Genomic DNA, 14,656 nt, shown 5'->3' on the forward strand with positions numbered 1-14,656 from the left:
ATAGTATATAATTATATATGAGAAGAAAATATAGAACAGGGAGGAAAAAAAAATGGATAAACACACACATCATCATATGAAGCACAAAAAAACTTTAAATGTATTAAAAACTGCAAGAGGACAGGTTGAAGCTGTTATAAAGATGATAGAAGATAACAGATATTGTATTGATATATCAAAACAAATTTTGGCTTCTATATCTTTATTAAAAAAAGCTAATTCACAAATTTTAAAAGAACATCTTGAAACTTGTGTAAGAGAAGCTGCATATTCGGATGATTCAAAAGAAATAGAAATAAAACTAAAAGAATTAGAAGATGTTATAGAATATATAAATAAAACTTTGTAAAATATAATAATATATATTTAATGTTTTAATTTATTATTGTTAATTATTTTATATGAAAAGTTTATATTTATTTTATATATAGAATTAAGTAATTCTCTATTTTATTTTATGCTGTAAGATTTTAACAGAAATTGGATATAATATAAACGAAAAATATCACTTATTTCAGGAGGAAACTAATGTGATTATACCATTAAGTAGTTTAAAAATAGGAATGGATGGCATAATTGTAAGATTGGAATTTGATGAAGGTATTAAAGAAAGATTTATCGCCATGGGTTTAATCCCTGGAAAAAAAATAATATATATACACGAATCTCCTTTTGGCGATCCAATGGTATTTAAAATAGATGATAATAAAATCATGATAAGGAAAAATGAAGCTCAAAAAATTTTTGTAGAAGTTACAAATGAAATATTTTCCTTAGATGAAGCTTCACCTGGGAAATATGAGATTTTTTTCATTAAAGGCGGAATCTTTTTTAAAAAGGATATGGAAAGTTTAAATTTATCTGTTGGAAAACAAATAAATGTACTTCATAATCATCGTGGTAAAGTAACAATAGACATAAATGGAAAACAAATAATCTTTGGTAAAGGTCGCGCAAAAAAAATTCTTTTAAAAAAAGAATAAAAAAGTGGTGAGCATATGATAAATCAAGTTCTAACATTTTTGAAAAACACAAACGAAAATATTTCTATAGATGAAATTAAAAGGAAATTCAATTTAAATAATCAAGAATGGGAAATTTTATTCCCTTTTTTAATATCTAACGGCATAAAAATAAATACATTTGATTCATTAAATTTAAAATGCAGTGATTGTCCAATAAATAAATTTTGTAATAAAAAAAATTGCGGAGGGTAAAACATGACTTTTGAAATTGCTATAATCGGAAATCCAAATGTTGGTAAAACCTCTATATTTAACATTATAACTGGAAGTAGACAATATATTGCAAATTGGCCTGGAGTAACTGTTGAAAAAAAAGTTGGCTCATTTAAATATAAAAATCATCATTTTAAACTTGTAGATTTACCTGGAATCTATACTTTATCTGCTCAAAGTGATGATGAAAAGGTTGCAAGAGATTATTTGATAAATGAATCTCCAGATGCAGTTGTCGTCGTTGCTGACTCCCTTAATTTAGAAAGGTCTATTTATCTTTTAATACAAATTTTAGAAATGAATCTTCCTGTAATTCTAGCAATTAATTCTATTGATGAAGCATATTCAAAAGGTAAAGTTATAAATCCCTCTTTTATTGAAAAAACTCTAAATATACCTGTTGTTTTAACCTCTGCAAAAAAAAATATTGGGATAGATCAACTACTAGAAGCCATTCATAAAACAGCAGAAAATAAAAATATTCCACTAAAAAAATTCGCATATACAAATTCAATAAATTCTTTTATAAAAATCTTTTCGAAAGGATTAGAGAAATTTGATTTCTTAAAATCATATGACAAAAGGTGGCTATCAATATATTATTTAGAATTTGGATCCAAAAATTTATATTATCCAGAAGAATTGATTAAAGAAATAAATTCAAAGGTTGATATTAATAAATTAAAATCAGAATATATGGATTGGAAATTTAAGTTTATTTCAACTGTTATAAAAAGTTCTGTAATTGAACAAGGTAGAAGCTGGGCAATGAGAGATATTCTTGACCATGTAATGACACATAAAATATTAGGACTATTAATATATATCGTTGCTTTATATTTTGTTTTTTCGTTAACCTTTAATATTGCCAGCCCTCTTTCAGATTTGATTGATATATTATTTAGCAATTTAGGAAATTCAATAAATGGAAAAATTCCTATACCATGGTTAAATTCATTAATTGTTGATGGAGTGATAGGAGGAGTAGGTGGCGTTTTAATTTTTGTTCCTCAATTATTTGTACTATTCTTTTTTATGGGTTTTTTAGAAGAATCAGGATATTTACCCAGAGCAGCTTTTTTAGTTGATAAATTAGTTAGAAAATTTGGCCTCAGTGGTCGCTCTTTCATGTCTATTATACTTGGGTTCGGATGTAGTGTTCCTGCAATAATGTCAACAAAAACTATAGCTAATAAAAAGGAAAGAATGGCTTTAATATTAAGTATACCTTTTGCCTCCTGTTCTGCAAGATTACCTGTTTATATATTATTAATAAGTGCCTTTTTTGAAAAAAACGCTGCTACTATATTACTTTTCGTGTACATATCAAGTATAATTTTAGTATTATTATCTGCAAAGATACTTCAAATATTTTTTATAAAAGGAGAAGAGGTTCCCTTTACAATAGAATTACCAAGGTTTAGAATGCCTACTTTTAGAAATTTAATCTTATATTCCTGGAATAGAGGGAAGCATTTCTTAGAGAAGGCTGGAGGGATTATATTAATAGCAACTATTTTTATATGGCTTTTATCTTATTTTCCAAACAATAATGATATTGCAAATTCTTATGCTGCTTATCTGGGAAAATTTTTTGAGCCTATAACTCAAAATCTTGGATGGAATTGGCAAACGAATATTTCTTTGATTTTTGGAGCAGTTGCAAAGGAAGTTGTAGCTTCTTCTTATATGACTATTTTAAATGTTGGAGAAGAGAGTATAACTTATGCATTGCAAACAATATTATCTCCTCAATCAGCATTAGCTCTAATTTTCTTTGTTTTAGCTTACATTCCATGTTTTGCTACATTAAGTGTAATAAAACAAGAAACTAATGGTTGGAAATGGGTTTTCTTTGAATTAATTTATACATTAATTGTAGCTTATATAATAGCCAATATAGTTTATGTGATAGGAGGAATATTCCTATGAAAAATAAAAAAAATAATTTTAAGAAAAATATTTTAATTTTTATTGGAATTTTATCCATATTTATGGCTATAATTAATTTTAAATATGATAATTTCATATTTGTATCTTATATCATAGTATCACTTATTGCTTTTATTGGATTATGGGAGGATATAAAAAACGTCTGGTATCATTTCTCTGCTCATATTATAGTTAGTGGAATTATATCCTTGTTAATTGGTACATACGAACTATTAAAATATATTTTTGGATGGCTTGCAGTTTATACGAGCGGTAATGATATCCCTGATTTTAAAATTTCAATATACTTATTCTCCTTTTTAATGCTATATGTACTTTACAAAGAAACTAATTTTTTAAAAAAAGAAGGGTATAATAAATAATTTATTAATATAAAAATGGCTGATAATTCAGCCATTTTTATATTTAAACACTTTTTATAAACACTTTTTAATATTCAAATATTTTCATAGATACAACAGAATTATTTTTTAATAAGAATATAACATCACCTGTTGAATCTAATAACGTATAAATTATATCTTTTCCAATATTAAATTTTGAAACTTTATTTAAATTTATACTATTCCATACTTCTATTTCTCCATTTTTTCCTGATACTATAAAATAATTTTTCAATAAAGATGGTAAAATACTATATACACCTTCAAATGATTGAAATGAGGTTAAAACATTTCCATTTTCGATATTTAAAATTGATATTTTCCCATTATATTGTGCTGCTACTAAATATTTATCATTTTTTAATAATAAAATATCTGTTATAGAATTATCAAATTTTATATTCCAAATTGTTTTTCCGTTAAATTTATCAATTTTTGAAATTTTTCCATTTTTCATAGAAATATATATTGCTCTATCATTCACACTTACTCTCGTTATCTCATCATTCATATCAATCAATAATTTACTTTCAACCCCTGTAATTGTATATAATTTTCCGTTTTCGAGAGCTACATATAATACCTTATTTTTTGATATTAAATATGTAATTTTACTTTTAAAATCAAACATATAATCAATTTTTTTAGTAATTAAATTATAAACATTCAATATCCCCTTTTCATCTCCTGAATACAGTAATTGACTTTCATCATCAAACGATAATGCTGTAACCTTTGAATCATGGTTATAATTACCAAAACCTTCATTATTTACTGCAGAAACTATCATCACCATTTTGTCATTTCCATAAGCTAATAAATTATATTTACTCAAAGCCAGAGATTTATTTATTACATTTGTTTTCAATTCCCAATTTTTCATTGGAGTACTTACAATACTTTCTTTTTCTTTATTAGAATTAACTAATATAATATCTATTTTACCAATATTTTCTGGATTTAAAGATATTTTTCTATTCTCACGTTCATAATTTCCATATAAAACCTCGTCTTTGGAAACGATAAGCATTATTTTTTCATCAGGTATTTTAGCATATGTTAAAATGGAACTTTTTGATATTTTATGTTCTCCAAATATACTTGTAACATTTAAGTTTTCTTCGTCACTACCAGTAATATCCCCAAAAAATTTCATTCCATTTTTTAATATAAAATATGTATATTTAGTAGTCGGAGTCTTCATACCACCAGAAAAGCCAAAAATTGATGAATTAAACAAACTTAATGTACCATACCCTAAATCAAAGAAATAATAGTCATTAACCTTTTTCAAAAAATTTACATATTTAAATTCATAACCATTATATAATTTTAGAATATATGGTTCTTTAAAATCATACTTTGGATATGAAATGCTTTTTATTACACTCAAATCCAATACACCCTGCCCCAAAATAGGTATATTTAAAAACAATTGATTTTCTTTTGCTTCAAAAATATTACCTTTTATTTCTGTATAATCATCACCTAATGTTATATCAAAATTTTGAGGTTGTTTTTCTCTAAACCATTTTATATCTGGAACTTCAGAATTGGCAAAATTAACAAACTTCAATTTAGAAACATCATTTAATATAAATTCACCTATATTCATCTGAATGTTTGCAGTTGTTGATGCATATGATGTCAGCTTACCAGAAAAGACTTTATCATCTATAATAACTCCATAATCAGCTGTGGTTTTTTCATCAAAAGATATATACAATACATTACTTTCCTGAACTGTATATATTTGATTAAAAAGTTTTACCTTGATATTTCCATCTTTTATTTCCAAAACTTCTACTTTAACAGTATTACCATCAACAGATTTCATTAACGCAGCAAATGAAAAAGAATAGAAAAAAATAATAAACAGTAAAGAAATTACGACTTTTTTCATAAACCTCCTCCTCTCATTTTTTATCTAAATATTTTTATATTACTTTTATTATATAATATCCTATTATTATAGAAAAAACCTGTAAAATTAATGCATTTTCAAGATAATTAAGCCTAACCAATATTGGTTTTGTCTTTATTCTTGAAAGAATTAATGCTGTTACAAATGCCGATATTGAAATACTCATATCTTTTAAACTAAAATGTAATGATAAAAAATTAAGTATTGGCAGAGTTGTAATTAAAAGACTAAAATAATAGAACTTTTTAGTTAATTTTAATGAGGCTATTAATTTAATTGAATAAGAAGCTGTTATAAATGCCGAAATATACAATAAAGTTTTAAGCCCTCCTTGCAATTCAATACCTTCTTTAATAAAAAATGTATGCGTTGGAAAAATCCCGGATAATCCGAAAACACTAAGCATTGCCAATATCTTATTTGTATTGTAACCTTTTATATTTTTTAATAAATATATATCTCTACATTTTGTTTTCTCATAAATTCGACCAATATTATAAAAAGCTAAAGCCTTATACAACATTTGTAATATAAAAAATAAAATAAATAATTCTTTTTTTACAGCAATAATTATTATTGCTAATCCCATTTGAGAAATTGTGGAATAGGCCAATATTCTTTTCGAATCATTTTCAAAAAAGGCCAAAATTCCACCCAATATTAATGATATAAAACCATACATAAGGAAAATTACTTTTGCTTCGTTATAAAATCCATCGTATAATGAAAAAGAATATAAAACATATGTTCCTATTGGAGCTATATATCCTGATAATACCGCCGAAATTTCAGAAGAAGCTTCAGAATGAGCTGTTGGAAGCCATGCTGATAAAAATAACATACCACTTTTTACCAATAAACCAGTAATAATAAAAGATACCGCTAACGGGTTAGGTTCTTTAGAAAATGCTATATGCAAATTTAAACTTCCAGTTTTCGCATAAATTAATCCTACTCCTAAAAGATAAAAGCTTAAACCAATATAGCTTAAAAACATGTATTTTAAACTTGCCCAAATTCTTTTTTCAGTCCTTCCAATTCCAATTAATAAAAATGAAGATATTGATATCAGCTCAAGATGAACATATGTATTAAAAAAATCCTCAGAAGTTAGAATTCCTATTAATGTTCCATTTATTATCAACCACAAAGCGGTAAAAATATTGTTATGTCTTCGTGCAGAACGCCAATAAATAATAAACATCATAATATTAAAAAAGAAGGCTACTACATACATTTCTTTTGGAAAATATATTTCTATTCCTTTTAATCGATTCCATCCACCTGGAAATATTCTTTCTTCTTTACCAAAAAAAGTTAAATATGTATTTAAGGTTAATAAAATTATATAAGTAATATATCCAATCTTCTTATGATGTTCTTTAAAAAGATAAGCTAAAATTCCCAAAGAAATAGGAAATATTATTAATAATATTGCCATTATTTTTCTAACTCCTCTTCAATTATATCTACATTATGAGTTTTGAAATTTTCTGCTAAAATCATTATATATACTAAAGATAGTGATATTGTTGCAAAGCCTATAACAATTACAGTTAACAAAAATGAGTGTATCAATGGATCAGCATTTTTAAGTATAATATTAGACATTATAATAGGAATATTTTCATCATATCCCAGAAAAATAAAGAATAATAGAACTCCCGATTGAAATATACTCAAAAAAAATAATTTCATTATTAAATCCTTTTTTATAATTATACCTAATAGTCCCAAAAACAAAACTATATAAGCATATATAAAATATATCCTCATTAAAGCAACCCCCTGTGCTTTATAAATTGATAAAGAATGGTCCATGAACCTCCAAAAACTTCAAAAGCTATAAACGAATTCAGCATAATGGCACTTCCACCACTAAAAATACTACCTGGTTGAAATTTTGGAAAAAAATTGATAAAATACTCTCCGAAAAATATTTTTCCTACTACTCCATACACTATTATAAATAAAGGCATTAAAACTTTGATTTCTTCTATTTTTGATTTTTCAAATATATCTTCTATATCTTCATATTTTTTTATAAGTGTCAAAGAAAGAACTCCAGTTCCAAGTATGATCCCAGAATTAAAACCACCACCTGGATATAAATGTCCTGTTAATGTATTATAAAACCCCAATAATAGAGTAATTGGAAACATCACTGGAGCAAATACCTTTAAAACAACAGATGGTTCAGAAAATTGCGTTTTAGCCGGTTGAAAAAATTTCATAAAATAAGATATTCCAATTATTGTTACTGTAAAAACTAAAATTTCAAAAAAAGTATCATAAAATCTATAATCTAATACAATAGCAGATACCATGTTTAAAGATCCATTTTCTGATAAAATATTAATATTATAATTAGGATTTTTTACAAATTCTCTCGGCGTCTCTTCATATAAAATAAAAAAAAGAATTAATATTGCTATTAATGAAATTATTATTTTTTTCATCCTATATTCCTCCGGATTATAGTTTCATATTCTTTCGATTTTAAAAAGGTTTTTAAAAATCTGTTAAAATCATCTCTTAAAGCTTTATTATTTTTAGAAAAAATCAACACATATCCTGTACTTATAAATTCTTCCGTTTTCAAATAAGAATTGTTTCTAAAATATTCTTTCAAACGTAAATAATCTATAATTTTCTGCTTCTTTGTCCTGTTTAAAATAACACATTCAAACTCTTTATCTATTACACCATCATATTTAAATAATTTTGTTGGTAAATATTCTTTAGAACATAAAAATTTATCAAATCTTTTATTTTCAATTATTATCCCTCCAACAATAATATCAAATTCATCTTTATAAATATAATCATTAATCTTTTCCTTTTCTATTGGTATATAATCAATTTCAAAAAAAGAGTTTTCCGAAAAAATATCCAATAATTCTTTTTCAAAACCTTTTAATTTTTTACCCTGCTTTTCAAATAAATACGGTGTTTCAATATAACCAACTTTTATTTTTGATCTTGTTTTTACAGCAATAATATAAACGAAAATTATAAATGCCGATCCTATCGTCATTTGAACCGCTGCGACATCTGGTGCATTAAAAATAAAAAATATTCCTGATAATATTGTTCCAAAAGCTGCATATATTAAAATAGCATTAATATATTTTTTTACAAAAAACATCAGAATTGTTAATATTACTGTGGAAATCAAAAAAACACTTTCTATAATTTCACTCATTGTCTTTCACCCTTATTTTATTATATGCCGCACTATGAGCAATTGCATGTGATAAAACCGGCCCTATTAATAAAACCAATAATCCTATTATAATAAATCTGAATATCTCATTTTGCGTTTTTAATGCCAATCCAATTAAAACAGTAAATGTACCTACAGTATCAGCTATACCGCCAAATTGTATTCTGGTATATAAATCCTTTTGTGTTAACATACCTATACTTCCTAAAAATATCAAAATTCCGCCTAAAACAAGAAGAGCGTTAGCAAACATTATTTTCTCCTTCTTTCTAAAAAACGTGAAATAATGACAACACCCCACAAGTTTAATACTAAAAAAATTATAATAATATCTATCATAACAAAAAAACCTTTATTTATAGCATATATTAAAGAAATAATAGAAATTTTTGAAGACATAGATGCAAATGCCAAAACTCGGTCCCAGGCAGTAGGACCGAGAATTAATTTAACAATCATTAAAACCAGGGATACAATTACCAATAAATCCAATATTAAATATATCAAAATAATTCACCCTTCCAAACATCCTCATAAGAATGTGCCTCTACTGGGGTTTCATCAAATTTATGTATAACAAGTTGATTATTTTCTTCTAAAATAAACATAGTTCCTGGTGTCAATGTAATACAATTTGCTATTGCGGCTTTTTCTGAATCAGTCTTATTTTCAACATTAATCGGAACTAATCCACAATAACTTTTTTTGACTAAATATTTTAAAGATTTAAAGGTCATCTTATACATATCTAAAATTCTACCTATCGCAGAAATAAAAAGTTCAACAAAACCATAAATTTCAGATTTTAAAAAAAATTCTGAAATTTTTACTACTAAAATTGATATTATTATTCCTAAAAAAATTGTCATATCATTTAATACTCCTATAAAACCTAACCATAGAAACATAATAAATAAGTATATCATTTATAACTCTCCATCAAAATTTTTATAGTTTCTATAACTTCTTTTTCCAATTTTTCAAGGTCATGTGTTTCTTTACTAAATCCTGCAGCTCTTGGATGACCTCCACCGCCAAAATGCACCGCCACTTTTGAAACATCAAACCAATTTTTCGACCTCATACTTACGTGATAAACATTCTTTTCTGCTTCTAAAAATGTAATGGCAACTTCAACGCCTTTAATCGCTCTTAATTCCCCAACAAATGAAGGAGCATCCTTAGGTAAAATATTGTATTTACTTAACATATCAAGAGTAATATGAGAATACACAATTGTATTATCTTTTTCTAATTTCATAACGTCAAGAAAATCTTTATATAATTTTAAATTTTCCAATGGTTTATTTTCTAAAATCATATTGCTTATTAACCCAATATCTCCACCTTTTCCAACAAGCCAGGCAACATCTTCAAACACTGCTGCATCAGTATTGGAATATCTAAAAAAGCCAGTATCAGTTGCAATTCCTAAAAGATTAACTGTAGATATATCCTTATCATATTCAATTTCTAACATCTTATTTAACCTTAAAATCATTTGAGCAGTTGCTCCATAAGTATCGACCCAATTTATATTTCCAAAATATGTATTAGTTGCATGATGGTCTATAACTATACTCCTAGCATATTTAAAATGCTCATACACCCTGCCAATTCTATCCGGTGATGAAGCATCAACAGAAATTATTAATTCAGCTGGAAATTTATTAATACAATCATATGATTTTATTTTATCTTTTACAAAGGGAAACTCTTCAAGATAACCTGGAATATTGTCATCAATTACTGCTCGAACATTTTTATTTAACTTTTCCAATCCCATAGTTAAAGACAAAACAGAACTTATATCGTCTCCATCTGGCATAATATGACCAACAACTATAATATTTTTCACTTTATTTATTTCACCTATTATAGCTTCTATTGTTCTAATCATTCTATCACCTCAAAATGTTTTTATTGCTATTTTTACAACTTTTGCAAATTTATGTTTTATTCTTTCAGCAACCTCCATTACCTCTTTGTGATTAAGTGGCTGAGGCAATATACCTGCAGCCATATTAGTTACTGCTGAAAAGGCTACAGCTCTTATACCGCAATGATTAGCGGCTATTATTTCTGGCATTGTTGACATACCAACTAAATCTCCTTCAAATTTTTCCAGCATTTTAATTTCCGCAGGTGTTTCATACGAAGGCCCTAACATCCAACAATACGTACCTTCTTCAATCTTTATCCTCTTTTCCTCCGCTTTATACTTAATTTTCTTTAACCATTTTTTATCTATTGGTGATACCATTGAAGGAAATCTCGGACCAAATTCTTCAATATTTGGACCAATTAATGGATTTTTCATCGCAAAGTTAATAAAATCAACATTTGCAACTATATCTCCTGGATTTAATGTTCTATTTACTCCACCAGCTGCATTTGTTAAAATCAAACCATCTACTCCCAACTCTTTAAAAACATAAATTGGAAATATTAATTTCTTTAAACTATGTCCCTCATATGCATGAAATCTCCCTTTTAAAGCAACAACTGGTTTCCCTTCCAACATACCAATAACCATTTGTCCGGCATGTCCAATAACAGTGGATTGTGGAAAATACGGAATATTTTTGTAATCAATAACAATCGGATCTTCTATCTCATCCGCTATATATCCAAGACCAGACCCTAAAATAAGACCTAATAACGGTTTAATATCCGTTTTAGAATTAATATATTCTGCCGCCTCTTTAATTTTAGCATACATTTAAATTCCTCCTTTATACATTTCTCTTTACTTAGATTTTATCACAAAATTATCTTAAATTTACTATTTTAAAAATTATCTGATATAATTAATACATGAAAAAGATTTCGAGGAGGTGAAAAACATGATAAAAGAGAAAAAAATAATAGAATTTATAAATGAATTAGATTCCAAAACTCCAACTCCAGGCGGTGGCGCTTTAGCCGCAGTATGTGGTGCTTTATCTTCTTCACTTGGAGGAATGGTTTCAAGATATTCCATTAAGAAAAAAGGTTTAGAAGATTATGAAAAAATTATTGAAGAAGCATTAGAAAATTTCCTTATATGCAAAGAAAGGCTATTAGAATTGGCAGATGAAGATGTAAAAGCATATCAAAATTTTAAAAATGCTGCCAAAAGCAAAAATAAAGATGACATAGCAAATGCAACTAAACATAGTATAGAAACTGCGTATAATATTGCAAAATGCGCATATACAATACTTAACAATGCATATAATATTGCAAAATATGGAAATCAAAATTTATTATCGGATGCTATTATAACTGGATATTATGCATGGGCTACTATGCAATCTGGATTAACATTAGTAAAAGATAATTTAAATTATTTAGAAGACGATGAATACAAAAAAACATTTATTGAAGAAATTAAAGAATTTATAGTTGAAACAGATAATTTAATAAGCAAAATAAGAAGTTTAAGTGATGAAAAAAATCATAATTACAGGAGGATATTTAATGTTTGAAGATAGCCCTTTAAAATATGAACTATTGCATAAAGATAAAAATTCAAATGCTAGAAGAGGAAGAATATATACAAAAAATGGAATAATTGAAACACCAGTTTTTATGCCAGTAGGAACTAATGGAACAGTTAAAACATTAAAGAATTCTGATTTGAAAGATATAGAAGCAGAAATTATTCTTGGAAATGCCTTTCATTTATTTTTAAGACCAGGATTAGATGTTATAAGAAATGTTGGAGGCTTTCATAATTTCATGAATTGGGATAGACCAATATTAACTGATAGTGGGGGATTTCAGGTTTTTTCTTTAAAAGACAGAAAAATTTCTGATGATGGGGTTTTATTCAGATCTCCACTTGATGGTTCAAAGATAATGATGACACCAGAACTTTCAATGGAAATTCAAATGATAATTGGTTCAAATATTGCTATGGCATTTGATGAGTGTGTTGAAGCTGGAGCAGAAAAAAAATACGTCGAAGAATCTGTCGAAAGAACTTATCAATGGGCAAAACGCTCATTTCAAGCTCACACCAAAAAAGATCAAGCATTATTCGGAATTGTCCAAGGAGGATTTCATGAAGATTTAAGAGAGAAAAGTATAAAACAAATTACCTCAATTGATTTTGATGGATTCGCATTAGGCGGATTATCTGTAGGAGAACATTATTCTGAAACAGAAAGGATTTTAAAACATTCTGGTCCAAAATTACCAGAAAATAAACCGAGATATATAATGGGAATTGGAACACCTTTAATAATTTTAATGTCTGTTGAAAATGGAATGGATATGTTCGATTGTGTATTGCCAACAAGAATGGGAAGACATGGAACTGCAATGACTTGGGAAGGAAAAGTGAACTTAAAAGCTGGAAAATGGAAATTTTCAACAGATCCAATTGATAATAAGTGTGATTGTTATGCTTGTCAAAATCACACACGAGGATATATTCATCATCTAATTAGAAAGGACGAAATATTAGGAAAGATTTTATTGAGTATACATAACTTGAGATTTTTAATTAATTTCGTGAAAGAGGTAAGAAAAGCCATAGAAGAGGATAGGTTTATACAATTTAAAGAGGAATTTTTATCAAATCCAAACAATATTTATTAAACGCGAAGTCCTTATAGGACTTCGTAATTAAACTTTTTTGTTTATTAAATTTTTAAATTTGAGAAATTATTTGATTATAAAAAATTTGCATATAGGTTATATTTCTTCACTCTTTTTGTAGGAAATTTTTTTATATGAAATTATATAGAAAGAAGGATAGATATGAAATTTGCTATCGTTATAAATACTTATATAAGAGTAAATGAAAATCTTGTAGATAACTTTGATCATCCAACACCATTAAATGAATTTGAACAAAAAAACACATTGTATAAAACAATAAAAAGCATTAATAATTTAAATATGGATGAAAATGATGAATTAAATGTTTATATTTTTTCAATAGCAGCACATGAAAATACTTCTCACGATGATGAAATCAAAGAAAAAACAGAAAAAATATTAAAAAAATTGAAATTCAAATATTATTTATATACAAATACAGACATAAAAAAGTACAGAGAAAAATACAACTCAAATTTCTTTTCAACAAAAGGATATTCTGAAATAAGGAATCTTGGTTTTATATTCCCTACTATGAATAATGAAGATATTATTATACAAATAGATGATGATGAATTATTAAGAAAAAATTATATTCTAAAAGCTAAAGAAATTTTGACAAAAAATCCTGATAAATATTTAATAACTGCTCCCTATGAAAAAAATGGAACAATAAGAATTTTAGGAAAAGATATTTTAAAAAATTGGAGAAAAAATGAATCTATGGATAAAGATATTATTAGATTATCTAAAACTAATCATTTAAAAGAAGCTATATTTGGTTTTGGTGGTAATATGATAATACGAAAAGAATTTGCTCAAAAAATGTTTTACCCTTTAGAAATACCTCGTGGAGAAGATTTTGCATTATTATTAGCATCACGATTAATATATGAAAATGGAAATGAGTATGCAGGAATAAAGTCAAAAGATCCTATATTTAAAACATATTATAGCCCGGAAAAGGATATTACTATTATTCATGAACCACCATATGTTCCAAGTAAAAATTTTATTTTTTATGTTGAAAAAAATTTAAAAAGATTTATTTTAGAGTGGTTGATGATTAAGGGGCAGAATAAACTTAAATTTGAGGATTTGAAAAAATATTCGATATACTTATATGAAATGATAGGGTACGAAGATTTTAAGTCGAAAGTTAAAGAAATACTTTCGGAGTTAAAGTCTAAATATGACGTTACAATATTAGAAAAAGAAATTTTTGATTATTTTGACGAACATTCTAAAATAAATAGATTCGAAGAGTATAAGAAAAAACAAAAAGAGTATATTGATTTATTACGCATACTATGAACCATTTTAAACCCTATTTAAAACAGTC

The 14,656-nt window shown here is 26.3% G+C and carries 17 protein-coding genes; 7 read left to right on the forward strand and 10 right to left on the reverse strand.

The genetic code is table 11. The features are described from left to right. The first annotated feature begins 52 nt into the window (after positions 1–52). The 4 genes from XO12_RS01420 (at position 53) to XO12_RS01435 (ending at position 3,553) form a co-directional block, all read left to right on the forward strand. Entirely contained in the window at positions 53–349 is a 297-nt protein-coding gene (locus XO12_RS01420) for a metal-sensing transcriptional repressor (RefSeq protein WP_231580372.1), read from the forward strand. A 181-nt stretch (positions 350–530) separates the two neighbouring features. Next, entirely contained in the window at positions 531–983 is a 453-nt protein-coding gene (locus tag XO12_RS11560) for a ferrous iron transport protein A (protein WP_052913145.1), read from the forward strand. A gap of 237 nt (positions 984–1,220) precedes the next feature. Then, positions 1,221–3,170: a ferrous iron transport protein B gene (gene feoB, locus XO12_RS01430; protein ID WP_047265314.1), complete on the forward strand. Its 1,950-nt coding sequence runs from the start codon at positions 1,221–1,223 to the stop codon at positions 3,168–3,170. Continuing rightward, a complete protein-coding gene (locus XO12_RS01435; RefSeq protein ID WP_047265313.1) occupies positions 3,167–3,553 on the forward strand; it encodes a hypothetical protein in 387 nt (128 codons plus the stop codon). Before feoB ends, XO12_RS01435 begins: the two co-directional genes overlap by 4 nt. A 67-nt stretch (positions 3,554–3,620) precedes the next feature. Here XO12_RS01435 and XO12_RS01440 read toward each other — a convergent pair whose 3' ends face one another. From XO12_RS01440 to XO12_RS01485, 10 genes are read right to left on the reverse strand one after another with little or no spacing between them, the layout of a single operon-like run. Beyond that, positions 3,621–5,477, reverse strand: a complete 1,857-nt coding sequence (locus tag XO12_RS01440; RefSeq protein WP_047265312.1) for a hypothetical protein — start codon at positions 5,475–5,477, stop codon at positions 3,621–3,623. Positions 5,478–5,511: 34 nt separating this feature from the next. Beyond that, positions 5,512–6,939 carry a complex I subunit 5 family protein gene (locus XO12_RS01445; protein ID WP_175419560.1) on the reverse strand — a complete coding sequence of 476 codons (1,428 nt, stop codon included), beginning with the start codon at positions 6,937–6,939 and terminating at the stop codon, positions 5,512–5,514. Next, the gene (locus XO12_RS01450) at positions 6,939–7,274 is read right to left on the reverse strand and encodes a cation:proton antiporter subunit C (RefSeq protein ID WP_047268146.1); all 336 of its coding nucleotides are present in this window, start codon (positions 7,272–7,274) and stop codon (positions 6,939–6,941) included. Before XO12_RS01450 ends, XO12_RS01445 begins: the two co-directional genes overlap by 1 nt. Next, a complete protein-coding gene (gene mbhE, locus XO12_RS01455; protein WP_047268145.1) occupies positions 7,274–7,957 on the reverse strand; it encodes a hydrogen gas-evolving membrane-bound hydrogenase subunit E in 684 nt (227 codons plus the stop codon). Before mbhE ends, XO12_RS01450 begins: the two co-directional genes overlap by 1 nt. Further along, positions 7,954–8,703, reverse strand: a complete 750-nt coding sequence (locus XO12_RS01460) for a transporter substrate-binding domain-containing protein (protein ID WP_175419561.1) — start codon at positions 8,701–8,703, stop codon at positions 7,954–7,956. Before XO12_RS01460 ends, mbhE begins: the two co-directional genes overlap by 4 nt. After that, positions 8,696–8,977 carry a monovalent cation/H(+) antiporter subunit G gene (locus XO12_RS01465; RefSeq protein ID WP_047265307.1) on the reverse strand — a complete coding sequence of 94 codons (282 nt, stop codon included), beginning with the start codon at positions 8,975–8,977 and terminating at the stop codon, positions 8,696–8,698. The genes XO12_RS01460 and XO12_RS01465 overlap by 8 nt, the downstream gene beginning before the upstream one ends. After that, on the reverse strand, positions 8,977–9,231 hold the full coding sequence (locus XO12_RS01470) for a monovalent cation/H+ antiporter complex subunit F (RefSeq protein ID WP_175419562.1): 255 nt from the start codon (positions 9,229–9,231) through the stop codon (positions 8,977–8,979). Before XO12_RS01470 ends, XO12_RS01465 begins: the two co-directional genes overlap by 1 nt. Beyond that, positions 9,228–9,650, reverse strand: a complete 423-nt coding sequence (locus XO12_RS01475) for a Na+/H+ antiporter subunit E (protein WP_047265305.1) — start codon at positions 9,648–9,650, stop codon at positions 9,228–9,230. The genes XO12_RS01470 and XO12_RS01475 overlap by 4 nt, the downstream gene beginning before the upstream one ends. Beyond that, complete coding sequence (locus XO12_RS01480) at positions 9,647–10,624, reverse strand: bifunctional oligoribonuclease/PAP phosphatase NrnA (protein ID WP_052913144.1); 978 nt, start codon at positions 10,622–10,624, stop codon at positions 9,647–9,649. Before XO12_RS01480 ends, XO12_RS01475 begins: the two co-directional genes overlap by 4 nt. 9 nt (positions 10,625–10,633) lie before the next feature. Beyond that, a complete protein-coding gene (locus XO12_RS01485) occupies positions 10,634–11,446 on the reverse strand; it encodes a purine-nucleoside phosphorylase (protein ID WP_047265304.1) in 813 nt (270 codons plus the stop codon). 124 nt (positions 11,447–11,570) lie between these two features. Between XO12_RS01485 and XO12_RS01490 the strand changes: the two genes are divergently transcribed. From XO12_RS01490 to XO12_RS01500, 3 genes are all read left to right on the forward strand, one after another. Further along, positions 11,571–12,194: a cyclodeaminase/cyclohydrolase family protein gene (locus XO12_RS01490; RefSeq protein ID WP_175419563.1), complete on the forward strand. Its 624-nt coding sequence runs from the start codon at positions 11,571–11,573 to the stop codon at positions 12,192–12,194. Then, a complete protein-coding gene (gene tgt, locus XO12_RS01495; RefSeq protein ID WP_175419564.1) occupies positions 12,187–13,311 on the forward strand; it encodes a tRNA guanosine(34) transglycosylase Tgt in 1,125 nt (374 codons plus the stop codon). Before XO12_RS01490 ends, tgt begins: the two co-directional genes overlap by 8 nt. Before the next feature lie 162 nt (positions 13,312–13,473). Continuing rightward, positions 13,474–14,628 carry a hypothetical protein gene (locus tag XO12_RS01500; RefSeq protein ID WP_175419565.1) on the forward strand — a complete coding sequence of 385 codons (1,155 nt, stop codon included), beginning with the start codon at positions 13,474–13,476 and terminating at the stop codon, positions 14,626–14,628. Positions 14,629–14,656 lie beyond the last annotated feature (28 nt).

Source organism: Marinitoga sp. 1154 (assembly GCF_013363285.1).
Classification (GTDB): Bacteria; Thermotogota; Thermotogae; order Petrotogales; family Petrotogaceae; genus Marinitoga.

Bases quoted from the DNA above. Each gene is read 5' to 3' on its own strand.
- XO12_RS01420 (WP_231580372.1), top strand. From the start codon at position 53: ATGGATAAACACACACATCATCATATGAAGCACAAAAAAACTTTAAAT.
- feoB (WP_047265314.1), top strand. From the start codon at position 1,221: ATGACTTTTGAAATTGCTATAATCGGAAATCCAAATGTTGGTAAAACC.
- XO12_RS01435 (WP_047265313.1), top strand. From the start codon at position 3,167: ATGAAAAATAAAAAAAATAATTTTAAGAAAAATATTTTAATTTTTATT.
- XO12_RS01440 (WP_047265312.1), bottom strand. From the start codon at position 5,477: ATGAAAAAAGTCGTAATTTCTTTACTGTTTATTATTTTTTTCTATTCT.
- XO12_RS01445 (WP_175419560.1), bottom strand. From the start codon at position 6,939: ATGGCAATATTATTAATAATATTTCCTATTTCTTTGGGAATTTTAGCT.
- XO12_RS01450 (WP_047268146.1), bottom strand. From the start codon at position 7,274: ATGAGGATATATTTTATATATGCTTATATAGTTTTGTTTTTGGGACTA.
- mbhE (WP_047268145.1), bottom strand. From the start codon at position 7,957: ATGAAAAAAATAATAATTTCATTAATAGCAATATTAATTCTTTTTTTT.
- XO12_RS01460 (WP_175419561.1), bottom strand. From the start codon at position 8,703: ATGAGTGAAATTATAGAAAGTGTTTTTTTGATTTCCACAGTAATATTA.
- XO12_RS01465 (WP_047265307.1), bottom strand. From the start codon at position 8,977: ATGTTTGCTAACGCTCTTCTTGTTTTAGGCGGAATTTTGATATTTTTA.
- XO12_RS01475 (WP_047265305.1), bottom strand. From the start codon at position 9,650: ATGATATACTTATTTATTATGTTTCTATGGTTAGGTTTTATAGGAGTA.
- XO12_RS01480 (WP_052913144.1), bottom strand. From the start codon at position 10,624: ATGATTAGAACAATAGAAGCTATAATAGGTGAAATAAATAAAGTGAAA.
- XO12_RS01485 (WP_047265304.1), bottom strand. From the start codon at position 11,446: ATGTATGCTAAAATTAAAGAGGCGGCAGAATATATTAATTCTAAAACG.
- XO12_RS01490 (WP_175419563.1), top strand. From the start codon at position 11,571: ATGATAAAAGAGAAAAAAATAATAGAATTTATAAATGAATTAGATTCC.
- tgt (WP_175419564.1), top strand. From the start codon at position 12,187: ATGTTTGAAGATAGCCCTTTAAAATATGAACTATTGCATAAAGATAAA.
- XO12_RS01500 (WP_175419565.1), top strand. From the start codon at position 13,474: ATGAAATTTGCTATCGTTATAAATACTTATATAAGAGTAAATGAAAAT.